The organism is Microvirga roseola (genome assembly GCF_020866965.1).
GTDB classification, from domain to species: domain Bacteria; phylum Pseudomonadota; class Alphaproteobacteria; order Rhizobiales; family Beijerinckiaceae; genus Microvirga; species Microvirga roseola.
In genome coordinates this window covers 12,652-36,533 of the sequence record NZ_JAJATX010000039.1, presented here as the reverse complement: position 1 = coordinate 36,533, position 23,882 = coordinate 12,652, and the positions used below count along the sequence as shown (strand labels likewise).

20 protein-coding genes are annotated in these 23,882 nt (G+C 63.9%); 7 read left to right on the top strand and 13 right to left on the bottom strand.

Features of this window, described 5'->3' with window-relative positions; all coding sequences use genetic code 11:
* The first annotated feature begins 156 nt into the window (after nt 1-156).
* Entirely contained in the window at nt 157-408 is a 252-nt protein-coding gene (locus LG661_RS17890; protein ID WP_230533243.1) for a hypothetical protein, read from the top strand.
* Between the two features lie 5 nt (nt 409-413).
* Nucleotides 414-1,757 carry an ATP-binding protein gene (locus tag LG661_RS17885; RefSeq protein ID WP_230533242.1) on the top strand — a complete coding sequence of 448 codons (1,344 nt, stop codon included), beginning with the start codon at nt 414-416 and terminating at the stop codon, nt 1,755-1,757.
* Between the two features lie 106 nt (nt 1,758-1,863).
* Here the strand turns inward: LG661_RS17885 and LG661_RS17880 are convergent, their stop codons facing one another.
* The 3 genes from LG661_RS17880 to LG661_RS17870 form a co-directional block, all read right to left on the bottom strand.
* A complete protein-coding gene (locus LG661_RS17880; RefSeq protein WP_230533241.1) occupies nt 1,864-3,291 on the bottom strand; it encodes a UvrD-helicase domain-containing protein in 1,428 nt (475 codons plus the stop codon).
* Nucleotides 3,284-5,011 (bottom strand): ATP-dependent nuclease, encoded by a 1,728-nt coding sequence (locus LG661_RS17875; RefSeq protein ID WP_230533240.1) that lies wholly within the window; start codon nt 5,009-5,011, stop codon nt 3,284-3,286. Before LG661_RS17875 ends, LG661_RS17880 begins: the two co-directional genes overlap by 8 nt.
* A gap of 588 nt (nt 5,012-5,599) precedes the next feature.
* On the bottom strand, nt 5,600-9,301 hold the full coding sequence (locus LG661_RS17870; RefSeq protein ID WP_230533239.1) for a vitamin B12-dependent ribonucleotide reductase: 3,702 nt from the start codon (nt 9,299-9,301) through the stop codon (nt 5,600-5,602).
* 705 nt (nt 9,302-10,006) lie between these two features.
* On the opposite strand from LG661_RS17870, the gene LG661_RS17865 reads away from it, so the two are divergent.
* Both LG661_RS17865 and LG661_RS17860 read left to right on the top strand, forming a co-directional pair.
* Nucleotides 10,007-10,420: an NADH:ubiquinone oxidoreductase subunit NDUFA12 gene (locus LG661_RS17865; protein WP_230533238.1), complete on the top strand. Its 414-nt coding sequence runs from the start codon at nt 10,007-10,009 to the stop codon at nt 10,418-10,420.
* 3 nt (nt 10,421-10,423) lie between these two features.
* The gene (locus LG661_RS17860; RefSeq protein ID WP_230533237.1) at nt 10,424-10,651 is read left to right on the top strand and encodes a hypothetical protein; all 228 of its coding nucleotides are present in this window, start codon (nt 10,424-10,426) and stop codon (nt 10,649-10,651) included.
* Between the two features lie 44 nt (nt 10,652-10,695).
* Here the strand turns inward: LG661_RS17860 and LG661_RS17855 are convergent, their stop codons facing one another.
* Complete coding sequence (locus LG661_RS17855) at nt 10,696-11,700, bottom strand: cadherin domain-containing protein (RefSeq protein ID WP_268995486.1); 1,005 nt, start codon at nt 11,698-11,700, stop codon at nt 10,696-10,698.
* Nucleotides 11,701-12,639, bottom strand: coding sequence for a M10 family metallopeptidase (locus tag LG661_RS17850; RefSeq protein ID WP_230533235.1), 939 nt, complete (start codon nt 12,637-12,639; stop codon nt 11,701-11,703). It lies immediately after the preceding gene.
* Between the two features lie 336 nt (nt 12,640-12,975).
* Here LG661_RS17850 and LG661_RS17845 point away from each other — a divergent pair, with 336 nt between their 5' ends.
* Nucleotides 12,976-13,179: a hypothetical protein gene (locus tag LG661_RS17845; RefSeq protein WP_230533234.1), complete on the top strand. Its 204-nt coding sequence runs from the start codon at nt 12,976-12,978 to the stop codon at nt 13,177-13,179.
* Nucleotides 13,180-13,232: 53 nt separating this feature from the next.
* Here LG661_RS17845 and LG661_RS17840 read toward each other — a convergent pair whose 3' ends face one another.
* Nucleotides 13,233-13,652 (bottom strand): hypothetical protein, encoded by a 420-nt coding sequence (locus LG661_RS17840; RefSeq protein ID WP_230533233.1) that lies wholly within the window; start codon nt 13,650-13,652, stop codon nt 13,233-13,235.
* A gap of 184 nt (nt 13,653-13,836) precedes the next feature.
* Between LG661_RS17840 and LG661_RS17835 the strand changes: the two genes are divergently transcribed.
* On the top strand, nt 13,837-14,460 hold the full coding sequence (locus LG661_RS17835) for a DUF2155 domain-containing protein (protein WP_230533232.1): 624 nt from the start codon (nt 13,837-13,839) through the stop codon (nt 14,458-14,460).
* A 5-nt stretch (nt 14,461-14,465) separates the two neighbouring features.
* On the opposite strand, the gene aat is transcribed toward LG661_RS17835, so the two are convergent.
* From aat to LG661_RS17805, 6 genes are all read right to left on the bottom strand, one after another.
* A complete protein-coding gene (gene aat, locus LG661_RS17830) occupies nt 14,466-15,131 on the bottom strand; it encodes a leucyl/phenylalanyl-tRNA--protein transferase (RefSeq protein ID WP_230533231.1) in 666 nt (221 codons plus the stop codon).
* Nucleotides 15,132-15,193: 62 nt separating this feature from the next.
* Nucleotides 15,194-15,664 (bottom strand): class I SAM-dependent methyltransferase, encoded by a 471-nt coding sequence (locus LG661_RS25690; protein ID WP_456085520.1) that lies wholly within the window; start codon nt 15,662-15,664, stop codon nt 15,194-15,196.
* A 353-nt stretch (nt 15,665-16,017) separates the two neighbouring features.
* Nucleotides 16,018-17,376, bottom strand: coding sequence for an acetyl-CoA carboxylase biotin carboxylase subunit (gene accC, locus LG661_RS17820; protein ID WP_230533229.1), 1,359 nt, complete (start codon nt 17,374-17,376; stop codon nt 16,018-16,020).
* Nucleotides 17,377-17,407: 31 nt separating this feature from the next.
* A complete protein-coding gene (gene accB / locus LG661_RS17815; protein ID WP_230533228.1) occupies nt 17,408-17,884 on the bottom strand; it encodes an acetyl-CoA carboxylase biotin carboxyl carrier protein in 477 nt (158 codons plus the stop codon).
* 26 nt (nt 17,885-17,910) lie between these two features.
* Nucleotides 17,911-18,378, bottom strand: a complete 468-nt coding sequence (gene aroQ / locus LG661_RS17810) for a type II 3-dehydroquinate dehydratase (protein ID WP_230533227.1) — start codon at nt 18,376-18,378, stop codon at nt 17,911-17,913.
* Nucleotides 18,379-18,582: 204 nt separating this feature from the next.
* Nucleotides 18,583-19,362 (bottom strand): DsbA family protein, encoded by a 780-nt coding sequence (locus LG661_RS17805; RefSeq protein WP_230533226.1) that lies wholly within the window; start codon nt 19,360-19,362, stop codon nt 18,583-18,585.
* Between the two features lie 172 nt (nt 19,363-19,534).
* On the opposite strand from LG661_RS17805, the gene LG661_RS17800 reads away from it, so the two are divergent.
* Nucleotides 19,535-20,716, top strand: coding sequence for a pyridoxal phosphate-dependent aminotransferase (locus tag LG661_RS17800; protein WP_230533225.1), 1,182 nt, complete (start codon nt 19,535-19,537; stop codon nt 20,714-20,716).
* Between the two features lie 357 nt (nt 20,717-21,073).
* Here LG661_RS17800 and LG661_RS17795 read toward each other — a convergent pair whose 3' ends face one another.
* Complete coding sequence (locus LG661_RS17795) at nt 21,074-23,704, bottom strand: Rne/Rng family ribonuclease (RefSeq protein WP_230533224.1); 2,631 nt, start codon at nt 23,702-23,704, stop codon at nt 21,074-21,076.
* Between the last annotated feature and the right edge of the window lie 178 nt (nt 23,705-23,882).

Here is a 23,882-nt window from a genome sequence, read left to right as displayed (position 1 = left end):
TAAGCCATACTTCAGGGAGGATCACTTCTCAGGAGGCAGACCACCGATCCCAAGCTCAACGCCCAGGCGGATCGTCTCTTCGCGCATGCGCAGGATGCCGTCGCCCGCGGCACTCCGGACGCGATCAAGGACGCTCAGGCCTCGCTCCGCGAGGCCGTGGCTCTGGCCCAGGCGGATCTGTACAGGCGCCCCGAGTTCATCGTCTCGATCTTCCGGGACATGGCTGGCGACAGGCACTTCGCCATAGACAAGGACCTGCACGACCGGCTCGTCCGGGACGGCGAGGAGGCCATCAGCCAGGCGGACATTGACGGCGTGCGCCGCGCCATGTCGCGGATGCACGACAACATGTTCAGGGTCGGAGCGGCAGCACAGACTTCCGCCCTGGCCAGCCTGATGCGGTGGTGAGGCAGATGCATTCCTTTCCGTGGTTCCCGATCGGCTGCGTACTCTCTGACGCCCTCGAGGTGGGGCGTCTCATCCGGGAGGGATCAGGCTATCAGGTGGTGGCGAGCCGGAAGGACGCTCGCACCGCCCTTGTACTTAGGCCTGATGACCCGGCAGGGATTGACCTGGCCAGGCAGCCAGCGCATGTCCGCCAGCTTTTCCAGGAGTTCGACTACGCCGGAGAGACCTTCCTCGTTGCGCTGTTTGCATCGGGTGAAGAGGTGGTCACCCTGCGGGAACGCGTGAAGCAGGGACCAGTCAATGAGCCGGATGCAATCGAGGAGATCGCCTCCGCCACGGTGGACCTCCTGGAGCGCGAGCCAGATGTTGATCTCTCGTCCGCCCTCATCCTCCCCGGTCGTGCGCTCCTCTCCACGCGGAGCGGCGACGGCAGGGGAGGTCGTCGGGAACTGGCGGTGGCCCTCCTGACCGGAGGCGTCGCTCTGGCCAGCCTGTCGAAGGACGAGATCCGCTCCTTCAACGGCAGTGTCACCGATCGGGAGATCGAGCGTTTCTTGGCTGCCTTTGATGGCGAACACATCCAGTCCATGTCCGATGGAAGGGACCATCACTCCAAGACACCCATTTCGTTCTCTCTCCCTGGCCGGCCTGAGCTTGAGAGGTTCTTCAACGAGTACGTCATCGAGCCGAGTTCTGATCCGAAGCGCTATGAGGCTCTCGGCGTGAGGATGCCGAACGGCATCCTTCTCTACGGCCCGCCCGGATCCGGGAAGAGCTACACCGTTGACAAGCTCAGGCGCGCGCTTGGTTGGTCAGTCTTCGAGATTGACCTGGGCGCGGTCGGAAGCCCCTTTATTCACCAGACGAGTGTCGCGCTCCGCAAGGTTTTCGACGAGGCAAAGGTCGCCGCTCCCTCACTTGTGGTGCTGGAGGAGATCGATGCCGTGGCGGCCGCCCGGGGACCGATGAGCCATGACCACAAGATCGAGGAGATCACCGAACTCCTGAAGCTGGTCGAGAAGGCATCCCAGAACGGGATCCTCGTGATCGCTACCACGAACCGCCGCGATGCGCTCGACCCGGCCATCCTCCGGCGTGGCCGCTTCGATCATTCGATTGAGATCGGCTACCCAGGACCGGACGAGGTTCAGCTGGCTCTGAAACATATGCTGGCGGAGCGGCGTCACGCGGACATGCCGAACCTGCCCAATATCGCTACGAAGCTCGCCGGACGCCCCATGAGCGATGTAGAATGGGTGGTGAACGAAGCAGCGCGGCGGACAGCCCAGGCCAGGAGAGATGAAATCACCGAGTTCGATCTGATGGCGGCTGCGGCTCGTCTGAACTGATCTAGGGAATCACTTGAAGCAGGCGTACGGCAACGTAACAGTACGCCAGTGATGCGGAGCGTATCTGACCTGGGAAATCGGAGGTGGGTGAGGCCCTTCCGGGGTCTTATATTCTCGGTGTGAGGATCGATTGCCGGGAGCACACGACCAACTGCCTTGAACCTCTCGTCGCTGCTACGTAGAAGTTCCGAGCGTCGAGCTCACTGGCATCGAGGACAACAGCTACGTCCGCCTCTAGGCCCTTGAGCAGAAGAGTGCTGCCAACCGCCCGGCGCGGAAGGGGCCGGCCCAGCAGCCTGTTCTGCTCGCGGGCCCGGACCGCGGAGTCGTAGAACGTGTTTCCTGTGCCGCCATCACACGACTGGAGAGCCTTGATGCAGGCCCGGAGGACGGCAGGCCGATAGGTTCTCACGCCAGCATCCTTCCCGATCTCGACTAGGAGGTCGACCATGGTGCGGGGAGAGCGCTCGGCAACGAAGCGTAACGCTGCCCTCTCAACTTCAGAGGCTTCGCGTCTCTCGGTTCCTCGCTGGAGAACCCCGACACGCCGCAGGAGATCAGGCGCACCGACATTCGTCATGACAGAGGCCGCGAAGCTGACCACCTTGTCCAGTGCGTCTGCCGCGTGGAAGTCGAAGTCCTTGGCCAGGTTCACCAGATCCTTTAGGTCGACAGCCTCGACCGTGACCGCTCCGGGTGTCTGGCTGGCGAACTCCTGTTGGCTGGGAGGGCTCGTGCTTTTCCCGATGATGAGCACGTTCCCGTCGGCGGACGGCGCCTTGGTCTGGCAGGCTCGCAGCTGGAGAGTGCGATCTTCTGTTCCATTAAGCTGTATCCAGACAACCTCGCCAGGGGCATCCCGCAGGTCGATCGCGGTCCCGCTCATGAGGAGCCTCCGGAGATGAAGCAACCACTGGCCGAATGCCTCAGTACCGGCGTTCCTCCAGCGCCACGGAACATTCAACTCTCCCGCCAACGGAAAATAGGTGCAGACCTGCTTCTCCCAATCGGCTAGCTCGTTGCCCTGCCAGCCGAAGATGGCCTGCATAGGATCCCCGAGAACAACGGTCGGGAGAGTCCGGGCCGCGAGGCCCGCGATGGCGTGCTGAGGGAGCGAGCAGTCCTGGTACTCATCGACGATGAGCCGGGCATAGCTCGATTTAAGGATATCGTCGATGTGGCTGTCCCGGAGAAGGCGAACTGCAGCCTTCCGTATCGCAGGATAGTCCGTTTTTGGATTTGTGAGCTGTAGCTGTTCCTGGGTAATGCCACCTCTCACAGGGAAGAGCGACAGGAGCCTCAGGGCCCATCCATCAATAGTTGAAAGACGGTATGTTTTAGGGCTGACCCCAGCCCGATCGAGGCGTGCACGGAGCGCCGCGACGCCGGCATTAGTATGGGTCAGGACGAGGATAGGCTTTATCTCGGCATGACGCTTCAAGGCATCTGCGATGAGCTGGGTCTTGCCGCATCCCGCCGGGGCGGTGACCGTTCCACGCTCAATCGCAAGGAGGTCGATGCTAGGCTCAGGCATTATGCATCCATCCGAAGGCATCGAAGACAATGTTGCGAAGCTCGCCGGATGAAGATTCCAGAGCATCTCCGACGATTTCTCGAGCAATCTCCTCCATCCAGGTGATCGATTTGAACCAACCGGCCCTTCGTTTGCGGGAAGCCTTGGCGATGAAGGCTCGCGTCTCCAGGGAGAGGGCGTCCATCTCAAGATCATGCCGAACCGACGCCAGATTGACCCGGTTGGAGCTTTCGCTCCTCAACTGGCTGTCGACCTGCTGGTCACCGTGCTGCTGCTCGGCATAGTCGATCAGCCTACCGACAGCCGAGATAGGCAGGTTGAGAAACAACTCGTCCTCAAGGGCTCGAGCGTTGGTCCAGTGGAATACTGCTCCACCACAATCTTTGAACTGGCGCTCGATCTCCGCTGAGGGCTTCTTGTCATCGTCCCGGAGCACCCCGACCCGGTAGCCGAGGCGTTGAAACGCCAACGCTCTGGTGTAAGGCTTGTCGGCGTCACCACCGCCGCAATCAACCAGCGCGACGCCGCTGGCTGCTATCGACCCATATCCATTTGCGTAGGCCCACTGATCGATGCCCCTGACGAAGCCGATCTCGCTCGCCCCCTCGCACACCAGGACGGTTCTGGACAGGAATGCCTCTGGATAGAGGCGAACCGCGCTCTGAACATCGCTCTCCGAGCCGAGGCGCATGATCTGGTGTTCTCCCGCTACCTCTCTCACTATGAGCAGTTGGTCACCCGACAGCTCCCGGAGAGCTACGGGCGAGTGGGTCGTCATGAAGACCTGTAGGGGCGGCTGCGTTTCCTTTGCCCCCAGGGAGTCAAGGAACCTCATGATCCGATGTGGTTCGAGGCCGTATTCCAGCTCATCTGCCAAGACGATGGAGGCAGTTGCAGCAGCCTTGCGCTGAAGACCTGCGATCAGGAGGCGTGTCGAGCCGGTGCCGAGGCCTTCGAGCGGCACGCCCTCATCGGTGTGTAGGGAAATGGTCCCGCCCGAGAAAGACACTGAGTGCGTGTCGAGCATGGCGCGCACACGCGTGCCAACGGCTACGCCAAGGTCCTTTGCCGTGTCCTGGACCATGGTAAGCGTACTTGAAAGCTGACTGTCAGCGTCATCCCCGAAGGCAGCACGCGCATCTCGGGCTGCCTTTGTCAGGGCAGCAGTCGCGTCGGCCTTCTCGTCCGTGAGACGGTTCAAAACCGATCCGCGTCGCCATCCGAGGTTTGCCTGGGCCAGCGCGCCAATCCGAGTAGGGGAAAGACGGACCCGATCACTCCACACGAGGCCACGTGCCGAGTTCTGGGTCCTAGCCCGATCCGACACCAAGCACCATTCCGGCTCGAGATCACCCTCCACGGTGAGACTGAGAGTAAGGACGACCTCGTGATCCTTCTCGGGTTCGTCCTCGACCGTCCCCGTGGCGGGATCGAAGCCCCGGAGGTACAAGCCGTAGGAATCGATGTTCTTCAGGGCATCGTCGAGGTCGCCGATTGTGAGCGTGATCGAGATTGGGTTCTCGACATCGAGGCGGTAGAAGTCGGCATCTGTCAGCTGCAGCGAACGCCTTGCACCTAGGCAAAGATCGATGGCGTCGAGGATTGTTGATTTGCCTGTATCCCCAGGCCCGATCAGGCAGTTGACGCCTGAATCAGGAAGCCACGTCAGCTGCTTGATGCAACGAAAGTTGCTGATCTCAACTTTTCGGATCCGCGCCATAGGATGTATCTGCCCCGCTGTCTGATCTGTTGATTCTGCGGGAGACAGCCGGCGCCTCGTTATCGAGGCCTATTCTTTTGACTGCGGTAATCCCATGGCGCCCTGGAGAAAATCCTTATGAGATCCGCCGGGACGGATTTCGTCCCGAATCCTTAGCCAGTACTAAGGATCTGCCTCAGAGGTGAGAACATACCTTCACCGAGGCGACACAATCCAAAGGCTCCTGAAGCCACAAGCAGACTCAACGCAACATCCGTTTCTGGTTCTTGTAATCGCCACCGCCGCGGCGGGCCCGCTACGGCGATGGCTGTTCTTCGGCACATGAGGAAGCCTTGTGGGTGGCGGAAGGGAAGACTACCCCCTCAGAAGGGAAGAACTATCCGTGCCGCCACAGACACAGCAACTCCAGGCGTTCCACCGGTTCTCGGTAGTGCATCCACAAGTCTGACACTCTGAGCAACTTCCAATTCGCCTCACGGCGCCGGTTCTTGCGAGACTCAGGTGAGGCGAACTGACGAGAACATCGAGGAAGCACTTTGCTGGATTGTGGCCATCCTATGCGGACGGCCACAAGCACACTCGGAATAATCAAGAGCACCCGGTAGTAGAACCGCACGTATCGCACTTCAGACACGTCCCGTTGCGCACCAGCGTGAAGTTGGCGCATTCGGGGCAGGCTTCGCCGACATAGCCCTTCATCTTGGCCTCGGCGCGCTTGTCGGCGATCGACGGGGCGGCTGCGGGAGCGGCGAAGGCGAGCTTGGACATTTCGGCTTCGCCGACCGGCTTCTCTTGCACGGAGGGCTGGGCGAGCTCGCTCTTGAGCGCGTTCGCGCCGACCGTCATGCCGCCCGTGCGCTGGGTCACGCCCGGACCTCCGGCCCCGCCTGCGATGAGCATGAGGCGGTCGACCGTGCCGCGGGTAAAGCCGCGGGAGACGACGGCGGTGGCGGGCTCCGGCGCCTTCGACTGGGCTTCGCCCGCGCCGATGGTGGTGGGGCCTGCCTCCGACGGGTCCACATGGGCGAGGTCGTTGCGGCCGAGATAGGAGACCGCGAGCTCGCGGAACACGTAGTCGAGGATCGAGGTCGCCGACTTGATGCGCTCGTTGCCCTGGACGAAGCCCGCCGGCTCAAAGCGCGTGAAGGTGAAGGCCTCCACGTATTCCTCCAGCGGCACGCCGTATTGCAGGCCGAGCGAGATCGCGATGGCGAAGTTGTTCATCATCGCCCGGAAGGCCGCGCCCTCCTTGTGCATGTCGATGAAGATCTCGCCGAGGCGTCCGTCGTCGTACTCGCCGGTGCGCAGATAGACCTTGTGGCCCCCCACGACCGCCTTCTGGGTGTAGCCCTTGCGGCGGTCGGGCATCTTCTCGCGGTCTCGGATGGCGACCACGCGCTCCACGATCTTCTCGACCACCTTCTCCGACAGCTGCGCGGCCTTGGCGGCGGCGGGCAGGGCGGCGAGAGCCTCCGCGGCGTCCTCCGCATCCTCGTCCTCGTCGGCGATCAGCGCCGAGTTCAGCGGCTGCGAGAGCTTGGAGCCGTCGCGGTAGAGGGCGTTCGCCTTCAGCGCCAGCTTCCAGGAGAGCATGTAGGCGTTCTTGCAATCCTCGACGGTGGCGTCGTTGGGCATGTTGATGGTCTTGGAGATCGCGCCCGAGATGAAGGGCTGCGCCGCCGCCATCATGCGGATGTGGCTCTCCACCGAGAGGTAGCGCTTGCCGATCTTGCCGCAGGGATTGGCGCAGTCGAAGACCGGGTAGTGCTCCTTTTTCAGGTGCGGCGCGCCTTCGAGCGTCATCGCGCCGCAGATGTGGATGTTGGCGGCCTCGATGTCGGCCTTCGAGTAGCCGAGGAACGACAGGAGGTCGAAGGAGGGATCGTTGAGCCTGTCCGCCGGCACTTTCAGCGCGCCGGTCAGGAAGTCCTCGCCGAGAGTCCAGCGATTGAAGACGAACTTGATGTCGAAGGCCGATTTCAGGCCCTTCTCCACCGCCTCGATCTTCTCGTCCGTGAAGCCCTTGGCGCGCAGCGTTCCCGGGTTGATGGCGGGAGCCTGGCGCATGGAGCCGTGGCCGACCGCATAGGCCTCGATCTCGGCGATCTCGGATTCGCGATAGCCGAGCGCGCGCAGCGCGTCGGGCACGGCCCGGTTGATGATCTTGAAGTAGCCGCCGCCGGCGAGCTTCTTGAACTTCACCAGCGCGAAGTCGGGCTCGATGCCGGTGGTGTCGCAATCCATCACGAGGCCGATGGTGCCGGTGGGCGCGATCACGGTGGACTGCGCGTTGCGGTAGCCGTTCTTCTCGCCGAGCGCGAGAGCCTGGTCCCAGGCGCGCTTGGCGTGGGCGATCAGGTTCTGGTCCGGGCAGGAGGCGTGATCGAGCGGGACCGGGTTGACCGAGAGGCCCTCGTAGCCTTCCGCCTGTCCATGCGCCGCGCGGCGGTGGTTGCGGATCACGCGCAGCATGTGCTTCGCGTTGGCCTTGTAGTTCGGGAAGGGCCCGAGCTCGCCCGCCATCTCGGCGGAGGTGGCATAGGACACGCCGGTCATGATCGCAGTGATCGCGCCGCCGAGCGCGCGGCCTTCCGCGGAGTCGTAGGGCAGGCCCATGGTCATCAGCAGGCCGCCGATATTGGCGTAGCCGAGGCCGAGCGTGCGGTACTCATAGGAAAGCTGCGCGATCTCCTTGGAGGGGAACTGCGCCATCATCACCGAGATCTCGAGCACCACCGTCCAGAGGCGGCAGGCATGCTCGAAGGATGCCCCGTCGAAGGCCTTGGTCTGGCGATCGTAGAACTGCAGCAGGTTCGCGGAGGCGAGGTTGCAGGCCGTGTCGTCCAGGAACATGTATTCCGAGCAGGGGTTCGACGCCCGGATGCGTCCGCCGGCAGGGCTGGTGTGCCAGTCGTTCATGGTGGTGTTGAAGTGCAGCCCCGGATCGGCCGAGGCCCAGGCCGCATGGCCGATCTGCTCCCACAGGTCGCGGGCCTTGAGGGTCTTCACCACCTTGCCGTCCTTACGGGCGGTGAGATGCCAGTCGGCATCGTTCTCGACGGCGCGGAGGAAGTCGTCCGTCAGAGAGACGGAGTTGTTGGAGTTCTGGCCCGAGACGGTCAGGTAGGCTTCCGAATCCCAGTCTGTGTCGTAAATCGGGAAGTCGATGTCGGTGTAGCCCTGGCGCGCGAACTGGATGACGCGCTTGATGTAGTTGTCCGGGATCATGACCCGGCGGGCCATCTTGATCTCGCGCTTGAGGGCCGGGTTCTTCTCCGGGTCGAAGCAGGCGTCGCCCTCGGCCTCGCAGTTCACGCAGGCCTTCATGATGGCCTTGAGGTGCTTGTTGCCGAGCTTGGAGCCGGTGACGAGGGCGGCGACCTTCTGCTCCTCCTTCACCTTCCAGTCGATGTAGGATTCGATATCCGGGTGATCGACGTCGACCACCACCATCTTCGCCGCGCGGCGGGTGGTGCCGCCCGACTTGATCGCGCCGGCAGCCCGGTCGCCGATCTTGAGGAAGGACATGAGCCCCGACGAGCGGCCGCCGCCGGAGAGCTTCTCGCCCTCGCCGCGCAGCTTCGAGAAGTTGGAGCCGGTGCCGGAGCCGTACTTGAACAGGCGCGCCTCGCGGACCCACAGGTCCATGATGCCGCCCTCGTTCACCAGGTCGTCCTCGACGCTCTGGATGAAGCAGGCATGGGGCTGCGGGTGCTCGTAGGCCGACTTGGACTTGGTCAGCTTGCCGGTCTTGTAGTCCACGTAATAGTGGCCCTGGCCGGGACCGTCGATGCCGTAGGCCCAGTGCAGGCCGGTGTTGAACCATTGCGGCGAGTTCGGCGCGACCATCTGGTTGGCGAGCATGAAGCGCAGCTCGTCATAGAAGGCCTGGGCGTCCTCTTCGGAGGAGAAATAGCCGCCCTTCCAGCCCCAATAGGTCCAGCAGCCGGCGAGGCGGTCGAAGACCTGCTTGGAGGAGATCTCGGAGCCGATGCGCTCGTCCTCGGGCAGTTCGCCGAGCGCGGCCTCGTCCGGCACGGAGCGCCATAACCAGGAGGGGACGTCGTTCTCCTCCACCTTCTTCAGGCGCGCGGGCACGCCCGCCTTGCGGAAGTACTTCTGGGCCAGCACGTCGGAGGCCACCTGGCTCCAGGTCTCCGGCACCTCGATGTTCTCGAGCTTGAAGACGATGGAGCCGTCCGGGTTGCGGATCTCGCTCGTGGCGAGCCGGAAGGAGAGAGAGGAGTAGGGGCTCTGCCCCGGCTTGGTGTAACGCCGCTCGATCCGCATCGTTAAATTCCTTCAGTTTAGGGACAAATGTCCCCGGGCCGCGAAACGACCTCGCGGCTCCTAGCCCCAGTTTTGTTTTAACGCCCCAACGATCCTTCTCGCGGATCGCCACACGCAACACGCCCGAGTTTCGGCGCTCCCCGGACGTCATGAATCGCGCGGCAGCATATGGGCCACGGGACTCTGACGCTTACTCTCGGGTGAACTCAACCGGCCTTTCAGGTCGGCCGCCGGTCTCGGATCGGCACCCCGGCAAGCTAGTCGTGTTGCGAGCCTCACGTCAAGAACTAGTGTCGCGGCTCAGGGTTCCGAACTAGATGTTGTGTGTAACTGTGTGAACTGTGGATAACAATCGGGCCTCCCGCTAAGCCTCGGAGACTCCTTCCAGAATCCAAACAGAGATTCCTGAACGGCCAAGCTCGGCCGGCTACGATTTACACCTGAGGATATGCTGAACGGACGCTTAATGCTTTGCCGGCGCACCCAAGATCCAGGTTCCCTGCGGACCGGCTCCGGGGAGCCCCGCAGGCCGGAAAATGGCGTGAATAAAGGAAAACCGCCGCAGAATCGCCTCAATCGGCCGAGCCTAAGAATCACTTGGGGCCATGCGCTTCGGGAGGCTGGACTTCGGGGCCGGCAAAAGCCATATTCCGCGCGATTTCACAAACCCCTGGCACCATTTCACAAACCCCTGGCACCGTAGCGATGAAACAGTTTTTGGCCCAGTTCTTCACTTGGTGGAACGGACAGACCCTCGGCACCCGCTTCTATACCTGGCGCAAGGGCCATTTCGTCGGGCAGGACGAGTTCGGCAACACGTACTACCGCTATGTCCAGAGCGAGGCCATCGACACCAATGTGGGCGCCGAGCGCCGCTGGGTCGTCTATAACGGCGAGGCCGACGCCTCGCGGGTGCCGCCCGGCTGGCGCGCCTGGCTCTGCCACAACGGCGACGTGCCTCCGAGCGAGGAGAACTATAAGCCGCACCCGTGGGAGAAGCCCTACGTGCCCAACATGACCGGCACGACGCAGGCCTACCGCCCCACGGGCTCTTCGCTGTCGAGCAACAAGCGCCCCGCCGCGACCGGCGACTACGTTCCCTGGACGCCGGGGGAATAGGGCGTGCTGACCCGCCCGCAAGCGCGAACCTGCGTCGAATGCGGATTGCCCTACGGCCATTCCGACTTCCAGTACCATGCAGGCCACATCGAGAACGGTCCGGCCTATTGGTCGGACCGGGGGCTCCTCTGCTCCCATGCCTGCTCCACCGCCCATTTCGAGCGCCGGGAGAAGGAGGGCAATCCAATGCGGGAGCCCGCCCCCAACCCGCTGGAGCGGGAGCGGTTCTGACGAGGAAGGCAGCCGGCTCGCCCTGAGCCTGTCCGGCACGCCTGTCAGATGACGTAGAAATCCTTGTAGGTCATCTTCAGGCCCTTCTTGAGTTGGGCGAACTGAACCGGGTCCTTCGAGCCCGACCCGTCCGCATCGTAATAGAGCCTGCCTGTCTTCTTGTTGTAGAGGATGTAGTCGGTCCGGTCGTCCGCTTTGTCGGCGAACTCGAAGAAACACTTGCTCAGCTTCGCCGGCTTCTCCAAGGAGGACTTCTTGGTGAACTTCTTGAAGACGTCTTTGCCAAGGCGGATCGAGTCGTCCTTCGGATTGAAATCCGTGATCCTGTCGACGTTGGACTTGGCAGGCTTGGTGTCGAAGACGAAGGCATCCTTGCCTTTGCCGCCGGTCAGGACATCCTTGCCCTTGCCGCCGGACAGGACGTCGCGCTCAGGGCCGCCCCGGAGAATGTTGCCGCCGGACGTACCCTGGATGATCTCCGAGATTTCATCGCCGATCGCGACCGTGAAGCTCTTGGCGAGGGTGAGACCGCGTGCGTCCGTCACCTGCACGGTAATCCTGTGCGAGGAGGCCTGCTCGTAGTCGAGCTTGAGGGCGTCCGCCACCAGGAGGCGGTTGCCGTCGATGCGGAAGCGGCCGCCGGCATCGCCGATCAGGTTGAAGCGCAAGGTGTCGCCGGGATAGGGCTCCGTCGCCGAAAGTGTTCCGATGACGGTTCCGGTCTTCCCGTTCTCCTTCACCCAGGCCTTGGGCAGATGCGGCTCTGCCAGGGAGATCGGCTGTCCCAGGACGACATCCGTGATGGAATAGGTCCTGTCCAGGAACTGGAACGCTTCCGTCGCTCGTACCAGGTCCTTGCCGTCCGGCCGTCCTGTACGAAGATCCGTAACCTCGAATGAGCCGTCCGCCAGAGCGACGACAACGCTGTATTGCCCCCGCAGGCCCTCATAGAGGACGAGGTCGGCGCCGGGCCCGCCGTCCAGCACATCGTCGCCGCTGCCGCCCGACAGCGTATCGTCGCCACCGGCTCCCGTAAGGGCGTTGGTAATCTAGTTTCCGGTGATCCGGTCGTTGCCGGATCCGCCCCAGACGTCCTCGATCAGCGAGCGCAGGTCGCCCTGATAGAGATAGGGATTGACCAGGTTCCCGATGGCCCGTTTGCTGGACGATGAGTCCAACACTGCGTGTTGCATGCCGAAATCGCTCCAGGCGCCGGGGCGGAGATCGATGATAAGAGGCGTGCTGTAATTCGCCAGATTGTACGTATCGACGCCGCCGCCATCCCAGACAGCCCTGAAAACGACAGGCGCTCCCGGATCAAGAGTGTAGATCGTGTCGCCTGCGTTGGTGGCCCAATTCGCACCGTAGAGATGCTGGATGGCTGCGATATCGTTGAGCATCGGCGCGAGGGGAAAATGCCCGTCGGTCACGCTGTAGCCTGTGAGCGCGCCTCCGAGATAGCTGCGGTAGCTCATCACCGACAATTCGATGGAATCTTCGGTGACGCCCAGGGCAGGGAATCTGTTCGCAGCCATATGGGGGTGCTTCAGGCCCAGGGCGTGGCCGATCTCGTGCATCACCGTCAGGGCTGTGTAGGTGCCCTGATCCCAAGTGGGGCCAAGCGCAGCTCCGAACTGGATGTCCCCGGCTTCAGGCCGGTCACCCGGGAAGTCGAGGACGCGGGCGGTGATGTTATCTCCTGAGTTGTACCAGTAGATCCGCAGATCCGAGCTGCTGACGGAGGAAGCCTCGGTGAAGGTCAGCCCCGAGACACTGCTCCACGAGGCCAGTGCCGCCTCAACAGCGAGGCGCTCGGTGCTGGTCAGAACGGTGAAGTCGGAGGAATTGAGCGGCGTCGAGTAGTCGGACAGGTCCGATGCGGCGGTTGGAAAGCTGAAGGTGAGGTTGGTCGCGGCCCAGCGGGTGCCATACAACATTCCGTCAATCGAAGGATTCCCGCTCGGTGTGACCGAGATCGCAGCAGTCATGATCGCCCCCATATTCCGTTACGGAACGGGCTATCTTCCGGAACGAAAAGAATCCAGAATCCCGGGCGGGAAATACGAGGGGCTGGGCCCCCGCACTCGGTTTTTATCGGCCGATGCTGCGTTGACGCATCACCTGCTCCCTCTGATCCGCAGGCAAGGGTTGGGGGCAAGTCGTCCGGGGGATCATGCGATGAACGTGACGAGCATCGCCCGAGGATTGCTGGTCCTCAATGCCGCCGCCTTCGTGCTCACGGTGGCGGCAGGCTGGCTGTGGGAGGCCGGTACCGTCGCCGAGTGGCTGGATGCCGCAACCTATGTGGCGCTCGGTATGGGGGCTTGGGAACGGTTCTGTTCGCGGGCTCAACCACCGGCTCCGAGGGATCCACCGAAATCGCCGCCAGCGCATCGGACCAGCCGAGCAGGCCGATGGTGGCGCTCTGGATGGACCGGAACTCGGGCGTGTCCGCCGGCGCCATGCTCGTCCTCGGTGCTCTTACCTGGCTCGGCATTGCATGGGGCCTGGCTGCGCTGCTGTCCTGACCGGACGATCGGTCTCAGCGCTGGTCCTCCTGCAGTCTGCCGGCTCGAGGGGGCTATTCGGTCTCACCGACCCGACAAGGCTGATCCCCGGCGTTCACGTCATTCGTGATCACCCAATGGACGATCCTCTCGCTGTCGTCGATCTCCAGAATCATCTCGAGCACCGCCATTTCCGCATAGACGCCGAAGAATCCGAAATAGCGCGTCCCCCAGGAGGGGATGCTGAAGCGGTCGATCTCGTAGGTCAGGGCCCTGCATCGCGCGAGGATCCCGCGCAGGTCGTCACCGGAATACCTGTCCTGCAGGGAGGGGGCCAGAAGCTGGCGGAAGGCGTCCGGGTCCTCGGCCTTGTAGGCGCGCAGCAGCGCCTCGGCGGCGTTGATCACCGCATGAGGGCCGGGCTCCGATACAGCCGGAGCCGTCAGGCTCGCGCCGTTCACGAGGGCGGCCGCAGCTTTCAGTAGGGGACGCATACGGGTCTCGTCGGTGGATCCGAAAGGGCAGGCGGGTTGCCTCGATCATAGGGCCGGGAGAGCATCTTTCAGCCCTTGCCCTTTTTCCATCATGGTTGGCGTGTTATCGCGTGTCGGACCATGGATAAGGCCAGGCTCGGCCGAAGAAGTATGGCCAAGTCATCCTTGGCGGGGACAGGCGATTATGAATTTCGGATGGACGCGGACGGCTGTGGCGCTCGCATTGCTCATCGGCGGTATCGGAGCGGCCCAGGCAGACCGGATCAAGAACTCCACGGCGGTCTTTTCGGGACTCGACAAGATCACGGGACGGATCGTCTCGTTCGAGGTCGGAATCGATGAAACCGTGCAGTTCGGCGCCCTTCGGATGACGCCCCGCGTCTGCTTCACCAAGCCGCCGACCGAGAACCCGAACACGACCTCCTTCGTCGAGGTCGAGGACACCGCCGAGGGCGCGAATCGCCAGGTCTTCTCCGGCTGGATGTTCGCCGCCAGCCCGGGCCTGCACGGCATCGAGCACCCGGTCTACGACATCTGGCTCGTGGACTGCAAAGGGGAGGTGGAGGTCATCGCCGAGCCCAAGGAGGCTCCCGAGGAGCCGGCGCCGATCGAGGATGCTGCGACCGGACCGGGCGACGCCGCGCCGGGAGACATCATGGCGCCCACGGCGATCCAGCCCGTGCCGCCGCCGCCCGCGGTCGAGACCGCGCCCCTGCGCCAGCAGCCGCGGCAACCGCGGCGCCAGCCCGTCCGGCGTCCCGGAGCGTTCGAGGCGCCGATCATCAATACGGACCGGCCGAACGATTAACAGGGTCAGATCGCGGCAAGCGCCTCTTCGCCGCTCACCACCGCACCGCGGGGCCAGCAATGCCAGTCCGCCTCGTGGTCCATGGCCGCGCGGAGCATCTGCTTGTAGCTGCGCCTCGAAACCTCGATCGCGCCGAACTGGGCGAGGTGAGGGGTGACGAACTGCGTGTCCAGGAGCGAGAACCCGCCTCGGCGGAGGCGCGCCACCAGATGGACGAGGGCGATCTTGGAAGCGTCCCGCTCCGTGTGGAACATGCTCTCCCCGAAGAAGGCTCCCTTCAGGCGAACCCCGTACAGGCCGCCGACGAGACGGCCCTCCCGATAGACCTCCACCGTGTGACAGTAGCCGGCGTCGAAGAGTTCCCCGTAGAGCTCCCGGATGCGCCGGCTGATCCAGGTCTTCTCCCGGTCGAAGCCGGGCGCGGCGCAGCCGGCGATGACGGCGTCGAAGTCCCGGTCGACATGGATCTCGAACAGGTCCGCGCGGATCGTGCGGGCGAGGCGCTTCGGGATATGGAACCGATCCAGGGGGATGATGCCCCGCTCGCGGGGCTCGACCCAGAACAGGGACGGGTCATCGGCATCTTCCGCCATGGGGAAAATGCCCGCTGCATAGGCTTTCAGCAGGATCTCGGGTGTGATGTCGATTGTGTAGTCGGAAGACCGGTTCATCCGATGGCGTATCCGATCCAAGGCAGGTCGCCTTACCTAGATAGAACGGCCATTATAAGAAGTTAGACGGGAGTGAGATAGATTTTGCCAAGCTCACGGAGCTCGTCTTTGGTCACGGAGGCTTTCGTCGCGAGCCCCCACAGATCGTGCCGATTGGGGCGGCGGAACCCATAGAATGCCTTGAAGCCCGCACGGGCGAAGGCCTCCTTGAGGGCGGAGAGCGTGAAGCCCGTATGATGGGCCATGTAGAGGTTGCCCTTCTGCATGGCGGGCCTGAAGCCGTAGAGGACGTCGATGGGAGAAACAGGTCCTGCGGCGCTGGTATAGAGAGGGCTCAGAATGTCGCCCGAAGCGATCCTCTCGCCGATCGCCTGAAGGTCAGGGCAGGTCACGACGACAAGCCCTTCGCTCTTGAGAACGCGGTGGAAGGCCTTGAAGGCCAGCGGCACCTCGTGGGGGTAGAGATGCTCCACGTTGTGGGATGAATAGACCGCATCGAAGCTGCCGCTCTCGACCCTGGCCAGCTCAGGCATCTTATCGACGATGTCCGGCGCAACCGCCTCGTCGATACCGAGGGTGACCTCCTCCCAGTTCGCATCGGCGAAGGGCTTCACGGTCCTGTTCTTGCGCGCGCCGCCGCAGCCGACATGAAGAAAACGAGGCATGNGCATCTTATCGACGATGTCCGGCGCAACCGCCTCGTCGATACCGAGGGTGACCTCCTCCCAGTTCGCATCGGCGAAGGGCTTCACGGTCCTGTTCTTGCGCGCGCCGCCGCAGCCGACATGAAGAAAACGAGGCATGACCTGCCAGCCGCGCCGATAGGCGCGGCTGCTCCCGGTTCACATTGCCCCGAGTGATACCGCAACCCTATTGCGATGAAAAGTTATTCAGTATCGCCCAATCCGCCGGTCTTCAGAAAGTTCTCGAGCCAGTGGATGTCGTAGAGGCCATTCTGGATTTCCGGGTTGCGGACCAGGGTGCGGAAGAGGGGGAGCGTGGTGTCGATCCCGTCCACCACGAACTCGTCGAGAGCCCGGCGCAGGCGCATGAGGCACTCGTTGCGGGTGCGTCCATGGACGATGAGCTTGCCCACGAGCGAGTCGTAATGAGGCGGAATGCGGTAGCCCTGATAGGCGGCCGAATCCACGCGCACGCCGAGGCCGCCCGGCGGGTGGAAGTAGCTGATCGTTCCGGGCGAGGGACGGAAGGTCGAGGGATGCTCGGCATTCACGCGGCACTCGATGGCGTGCCCTTCGATCTTGATGTCTTCCTGCTTCACCGAGAGCGGCGCTCCCGCGGCCACGCGGATCTGCTCGTTCACCAGGTCGATGCCGGTGATCATCTCCGTGACCGGGTGCTCCACCTGGATGCGGGTGTTCATCTCGATGAAGTAGAACTCGCCGTCCTCGTAGAGGAACTCGATGGTGCCGGCGCCGGCATATTTCAGCTCCTGCATCGCCTTCGCCACGACGCCGCCGATGCGCTGGCGCATCTCGACGTTGAGAGCCGGCGAGGGGCCTTCCTCCCAGACTTTCTGGTGGCGGCGCTGAAGCGAGCAGTCGCGCTCGCCGAGGTGGATTGCGCCACCCTTGCCGTCGCCGAGAACCTGGATCTCGATATGGCGCGGCTTCTCGAGATATTTCTCGATATAGACCGCATCGTCGCCGAAGGCGGCCTTGGCCTCGGTCTTGGCGGTCTGGAGCGCATGGACGAGGTCCTCCTCGTTGCGCGCCACCTTCATGCCGCGTCCGCCGCCGCCGGCGGCAGCCTTGATGATGACCGGATAGCCGATGTCCTTGGCGACCTTCTTGGCCTCGGACTCGTCCGAAATGCCGCCCTCGGAGCCGGGCACGCAGGGGATGCCCAGGCGCTTGGCGGTGCGCTTCGCCTCGATCTTGTCGCCCATGATGCGGATGTGCTCCGCCTTGGGGCCGATGAAGGCGATGCGGTGGTGCTCCAGCACTTCCGCGAAGCGCGCATTCTCGGAGAGAAAGCCGTAGCCGGGATGGATGGCGTCCGCTCCCGTGATCTCGCAGGCGGCGATCAGGGCCGGGATGTTGAGATAGCTGTCGCGGGCGGCCGGCGGGCCGATGCAGACGCTCTCGTCGGCGAGGCGCACATGCATGGCGTCCGCATCGGCGGTGGAATGGACCGCAACGGTCGCGATGCCGAGCTCCTTCGCCGCGCGTAGGATACGCAGGGCGATCTCGCCACGGTTTGCAATGAGGATCTTATCGAACATCAATCTGAATCAATCTGTGCGATGACAAGGATTATTCGATGACGAGGAGGGGTTCGCCGTATTCGACGGGCGTCCCGTCTTCGACCAGAATGGCGGTCACGGTGCCGGCGCGCGGTGCGACGATCTCGTTGAAGGTCTTCATCGCCTCGATCAGGAGAACCTTCTCGCCCGCCTGGACCTTGGAGCCGATTTCGACGAAGGCCTTCGCGTCGGGCGAGGGCTTGCGGTAGGCGGTGCCGACCATCGGCGAGAGCACGGCGCCCGGATGGGGCGCGCCGGCCTTCGCGGGGGCTTCGGTCTGGGACGGGGGCGGCGCGATCACCGGCGCAGGTGCGGGAGCAACGGCAGCGGGGGCGGAGACCGGCACGGTCACGGTCGCCGTGACCGTGCGCGCCACGCGGATGCGAAGGTCGCCCTTCTCCACTTCGATCTCGCTGAGATCCGTGTCCGTGATCAGAGCCGCCAGTTCACGGACGAGATCGGGATCGAAAGGGTTTTCCTTGGCCATGGGGCTTACCTCTACTTCCTGAGGAGCTAGTGCTTGGAGGGAACTGCCTGCCGCGCCCGCTCCACCATGACTCGGTGGACGGCCTCGAGCCCGAGCAGATAGCTCAGGGGTCCGAAGCCGCAGATCACGCCGACGGAGACGGGCGCGATGAGCGAACGGTGGCGAAAGCCCTCGCGAGCATGAACATTCGACAGATGGATCTCGACCGTCGGAGCGCCGCTGCCTGAGATGGCGTCGCGCAGCGCGATCGAGGTGTGGGTGTAGGCGCCGGCATTGATGACGATGCCTGCTTCCTGCGCTCCCGCTTCCTGGATCCAGTCGACCAACTGACCTTCGTGGTTCGACTGGCGGAACACGACCGACGCCCCCAGGGACTCCGCCTTCTCGCGCACGAGCCTCTCGACGTCCGACAGCGTGGCGCTGCCGTAGATCTGAGGCTCCCTGCGGCCGAGCAGGTTGAGGTTGGGTCCGTTGAGGACGTGGATGGTGATCATCGCGAAAAGAGCGTTCCGAAAAGCTCCACAAGGTGGAGCCGAAGCGCCCTCTTAGCCAAAAGGCGAGCATGGGGGAAGGGGAAAACCGGCCCTTCCCCAAGCTTGGCGGGAGTTCCGCAGGGGGGATAAGCGGCTGGTTCCCCTTTCAGGAGACTCCAGAGTGCTCTCTCACGTCATGGCCGGGACAAGCCCGGCGACGCTCATTTACCCGCAGGTGGCCTTGCCGCAATGGCGGACATTGGCGACGACCTGCTTGAGGGGATCGAGGCCGACGGCGCCGGGGATCACCACTTCGCCGACGATGAAGGCCGGGGTGCCGGTGAGGCTCAGTTTGTCGCCGAGGCTCATGTTCTCCTGCAGGGCGGAGCGGATCTCGGGGCTCTCCATGTCCTTCTGCAGGCGGGCCATGTCGAGGCCCATCTCCTTGGCGACCTCGCGGGCGCGTTCACCGGTCACGCGGCCGCGTGTTTCCATGAGCTTGGTGTGGAAGTCGAAGAGCTTGTCGCCCTTGAGCTGCTTTCCGGCCGCAAGGCCGACCTGGCTCGCCTCGACGGAATCGGGGCCGAGAACGGGGAAGTCCTTGAGGACGACGCGCAGCTTGGGATCGCTTTTGACGAGGGCCTGCAGGTCGGTCATCGCCCGCTTGCAGTAGCCGCAATTGTAATCGAAGAACTCGACAAGGGTGACGTCGCCCTTGGGATTGCCGACGACGAAGGAATGCGGCGCGTTCAGGAGCACCTGCTCTGTCTCCTTCAGGGCCGCCGCCTGGGCGACCTGCTGCGCTTCGGTCTGGCGCTTCTCGAGCTCGGCGATGACTTCGGTCAGGACTTCGGGGTTCTTGAGAAGGTATTCCCGCACGACTTCGCCGATAGCCTGCTTCTGCTGCTCGTTGAAGACCGCATTCTGAGCCAAGGCCGCCGGCGCGACTGCCAGGGCGCCGATCAGGGCGGCCGCCCGGCCGAGATTGAGAAGCGAAAAGCGCATATCCGGTCCTTTTCGGAGGCTTTGGAGGAAACGGCCCGTCCAATCGGCTCAAGCCGCCGAGAGCGTTCTGTCGTGGCAGTTAGCGGGTCGGAGGGCAGAGCGTCAATTCACGGCTTCGTTGATCCCACGAACTGGCTTGAGGCAAATCGCCCGAGCGGATACGAGCCTTCCCATGACAAAAGCACCCGCCGATCCGCATTCGCCCCTCATCGCGCGCCGCATGGAGCGCGTCTCGTCCTTCCTGGCCATGGACGTGCTGAGCGCCGCCGCCGCCAAGGAAAGGCGAGGGGACAGCGTCATCCACATGGAGGTCGGCCAGCCCTCCGCGCCCGCGCCCCGGGCCGCCCGCGAGGCGGCCAAGGCGGCGCTGGATCTCGGCCGCATCGGCTACACGGAGGCCCTCGGGATGGCCGCCCTGCGCGAGAGGATCGCCCGGCACTACCGGGACAGTTACGGCGTGAGCGTCGTCCCCGAGCGGGTGGTCGTCACCACGGGGTCCTCGGCCGGTTTCGTGCTGGCGTTCCTGAGCCTCCTCGATCCCGGCCAGCGGGTGGCGATCACGGCGCCGGGCTATCCGGCCTACCGCAACATCCTGGAGGCGCTGGGCATCGAGCCGGTGACGATTCCGCTCGCCAAGGCCGATGGCTGGATCATGACCGCGCAGGCCATCGAGAAAGCCCATGCGGAAAAGCCTCTGCACGGCATTCTCGCCATGAGCCCGGCGAATCCATCCGGCACCATGATCGGCCGCGAGGCCCTTGCGGCCCTCGGAGAGACCTGCCGCCGCCTGGGGCTGTGGTTCGTCTCCGATGAGATCTATCACGGCCTCACCTACGGCGAGCCTGCCTCGACGGCGCTGGCTTCGGACGACGATGCCCTCGTGATCAACTCCTTCTCGAAATACTACTGCATGACCGGCTGGCGCATCGGCTGGATCGTGGTGCCGGAGCGCCTCGTGCGGCCCATCGAGCGGCTGGCGCAGAACCTCTACATCTCGCCGCCCTACCTCTCGCAGGTCGCGGCGCTCGTCGCATTCGATGCGGTGGAGGAGCTGGAGGCCGTGAAGGCGGGATATGCCCGCAACCGGGCCTATCTGCTCGAGGAACTGCCCAGGATCGGCGTCACGGACATGCATCCGGTCGACGGCGCCTTCTACATCTATGCCGACATCGCCCGCTTCACGAACGATTCCATCGGATTTTCCAAGCGGATGCTGGAGGAGGCGGGCGTTGCGGCGACGCCTGGCCTGGATTTCGACCCCATCGAGGGCTCGCATTACCTGCGCCTGTCCTTCGCGGGCTCCGAGAACGATTGCCGCGAGACGGTTGCCCGCCTGAAGGGCTGGTTGAAGTAGGAGGAGAGAAGCTCTCAGGGATATAGTTGGTAGCTATTGCAGTCTGCATGACCTACTCGGAAGGTCAGCTTACCAGATCCAATGCCGGAGTTCCGTTAGAAGGCCAGACATTGCCATCATAAACCCGGTCAAGCTGGCAATGATCACAACAACCTTCGGGTGATTGGCTGACATAGGCGCAGTGCTCCATTGAGGACAAAAGCACACGCCTAAAGGGGATGAAATATAGATGCTGATTTTAGCTTGCCTGTCAAATCAGTAAGATACTGATATATAGGCATATTTCTAAAAACATGGGGATGCCCGACAAAGGGTAGAAAAAATGCCCGGCCATGAGCCGGGCATTTTCTTTGGAACTTACGATCCGCTCAGGACCGACTTGGCCTTGGACCACCAGCCGGCGCGCTTCGGGCGGTCCGGGTCCGGCGGGGTCAGCACGACGGCGACCGGCTCGGGCTCGGGTGCCGCCGGTTGCGGCTCGGGAGCAGGGGCTTCAGCTGTCGGCTGCGGCGCGGTCTCGATCCGCTCCTCGGCGTTGCTGGGCTTGGGCTCTTCCGCGACCGGAGCCTCGTCCGGCGCGGCCACGGCCTCGGCGACAGCCTCGGTCACGGCGACGAAGCCCTCCTCAGCGGCGAATTCCTCCGCAGCCTCGTCCCGGCCGCGTCCACGGCCGCCGCGACGGCCACGACGGCGGCGGCGTCCGCCACGGCCTTCGTCCTCTGTACCCTCGGCAGCCTCAGCGGTCTCGGTCTCGGAAGCCTCGGCTTCCTCGGCCTCATCCTGCTCCTCGCCTTCCTCGGCAAGGGACTCGTCCTCACCCTGGCTGGCGGCGGAACCCTCGCGGTCGCCACGACCGCGGCGACGGCGGCGGCGACGGCGACGGCGGCCATTGCCTTCGCCTTCCTCGCTCCGCTCCTCGCGGGCGACGGTCTCTTCGGCTTCCTCGTCCTCAGCCTCGATCTCGACCTCGACTTCCTCGACGGGTTCGTCGACAGGGGCGATGGCGTCGATCTGGATCCCGGTGGCGGCCGCCTTGTGCTCGAGCCTCAGGGCGGGCTCGCCCCGGTCGATGGCGTAGTTCGTGGTGCCGGTGAGGCTGTCGTCGGCGACGACGGAGATGGCGACACCGAAGCGGGTCTCCAGATCGCGCAGGTGAATGCGCTTCTGGTTCAGGATGTAGAACGCCGCCTCCGTCCGGGTCCGGACGATGAGGTTGTAGCCGGCATTCTTGATGAGCGTTTCCTCGATGGAGCGCAGCACATGGAGAGCCACCGACGGCGTCGAGCGCACGAATCCGGTGCCGGCGCAGTGCGGGCAGGGGATGGACGAGGATTCCAGGACGCCCGTGCGGATGCGCTGGCGCGACATCTCGAGCAGGCCGAAGGGCGAGATGCGGCCCACCTGGATGCGGGCGCGGTCGTTCTTCAGGCACTCGTTCAGCTTCTTCTCGACGGCGCGGTTGTTCCGCTTCTCCTCCATGTCGATGAAGTCGATGACGATGAGGCCGGCAAGGTCGCGCAGGCGAAGCTGGCGGGCGATTTCCTCCGCCGCCTCCAGGTTCGTGCGCAGCGCCGTGTCCTCGATATTGTGCTCGCGGGTCGAGCGGCCCGAGTTCACGTCGATGGAGACCAGCGCCTCCGTCGGGTTGATGACGAGATAGCCGCCGGATTTGAGCGTCACGACGTTCGAGAACATCGCATCGAGCTGGGCCTCGACACCGTATTTCGCGAAGAGCGGCTGCGGATCGTGGTAAGGCTGGACGATCTTGGCATGGCTCGGCATGAGCATGCGCATGAAGTCCTTGGCCTCGCGATATCCCTCCTCGCCGGAGACGAGGACGTCGTCGATGTCCTTGTTGTAGAGGTCGCGGATGGCGCGCTTGATGAGCGAGCCTTCCTCATAGACCAGGGCCGGGGCCGAGGAGGTGAGAGTTAGCTCGCGCACGCTCTCCCACAGGCGCATCAGGTATTCGTAGTCGCGCTTGATCTCGGGCTTGGTGCGGGAGGCGCCGGCCGTGCGCAGGATGATGCCCATTCCCTCGGGCACCTCCAGCTCCTGGGCGATTTCCTTCAGGCGCTTACGGTCGGCCGCATTGGTGATCTTGCGGGAAATGCCGCCGCCCCGGCCCGTGTTGGGCATGAGCACCGAGTAGCGTCCGGCGAGCGAGAGGTAGGTGGTGAGGGCCGCGCCCTTGTTGCCGCGCTCTTCCTTGACGACTTGCACGAGCAGGATCTGGCGGCGCTTGATGACCTCCTGGATCTTGTACTGCTTGCGGGGAACGCGCGTGCGCTGGGGCACGTCCTCGAGGGCATCGCCGCCGCCGAGCTGCTCGACGACCTCGTGCTCCTCCTCGTCATCCTCGCCGTTCTCGTCCTCATCCTCGTCGGCCTCGGCCTCCGTGTCGGATTCGGAATCCTCGTCGTCTTCCGCGGACTCAGCGGCCGATCCCTCGGCGGCTTCGACGGCGGCCTCGGCCGCGATCTCGTCGGAGGATACGGCCTCGACCGGCTCGGCAGGGCCTTCGGCGTCGTTCGAGGCGGAAGCTTCGGTCTCTGCGCCTTCGGTTCCCTCGGTTTCCGTTACCGGTCCAGCCTCGGCTTCCGTCGAAGCGACGGTCTCATCGCTGGAGGCCCGCTTCTGCGAAGAGCGGCGGCGGCGACGGTCACGGCGGCGGTCCTCCTCACGCTCCTCCTCGGCCTGAGCCTCGGCTTCGGCCTCGAGCAGAGCCTGACGGTCGGCGACCGGGATCTGGTAATAGTCGGGATGGATCTCGCTGAAGGCGAGGAATCCGTGGCGGTTTCCGCCATATTCCACGAAGGCCGCCTGCAGGGACGGTTCGACGCGGGTGACTTTCGCGAGGTAGATGTTACCCCGCAACTGCTTCCTGTTAGCGGATTCGAAGTCGAATTCTTCGACCTTCTGACCACGCACCACCACGACCCGGGTTTCTTCCGGGTGGGAGGCATCGACGAGCATCTTGTTTGCCATGTTGAACTCTCGACATGGCGACCGAGGGCAGGACCTGAGGCAGGGGCCGCGTTGAAGGCGGAACTCCACGCCGCAAACGAAGGCGGCGGGCTGAAATTGCGTTCGGATTGCTGTCGATCGCCATCGTGCGCCGCATCGGGGCGCATTCTGGGTTGAACTGGGCCGGCGCCATGCCGGA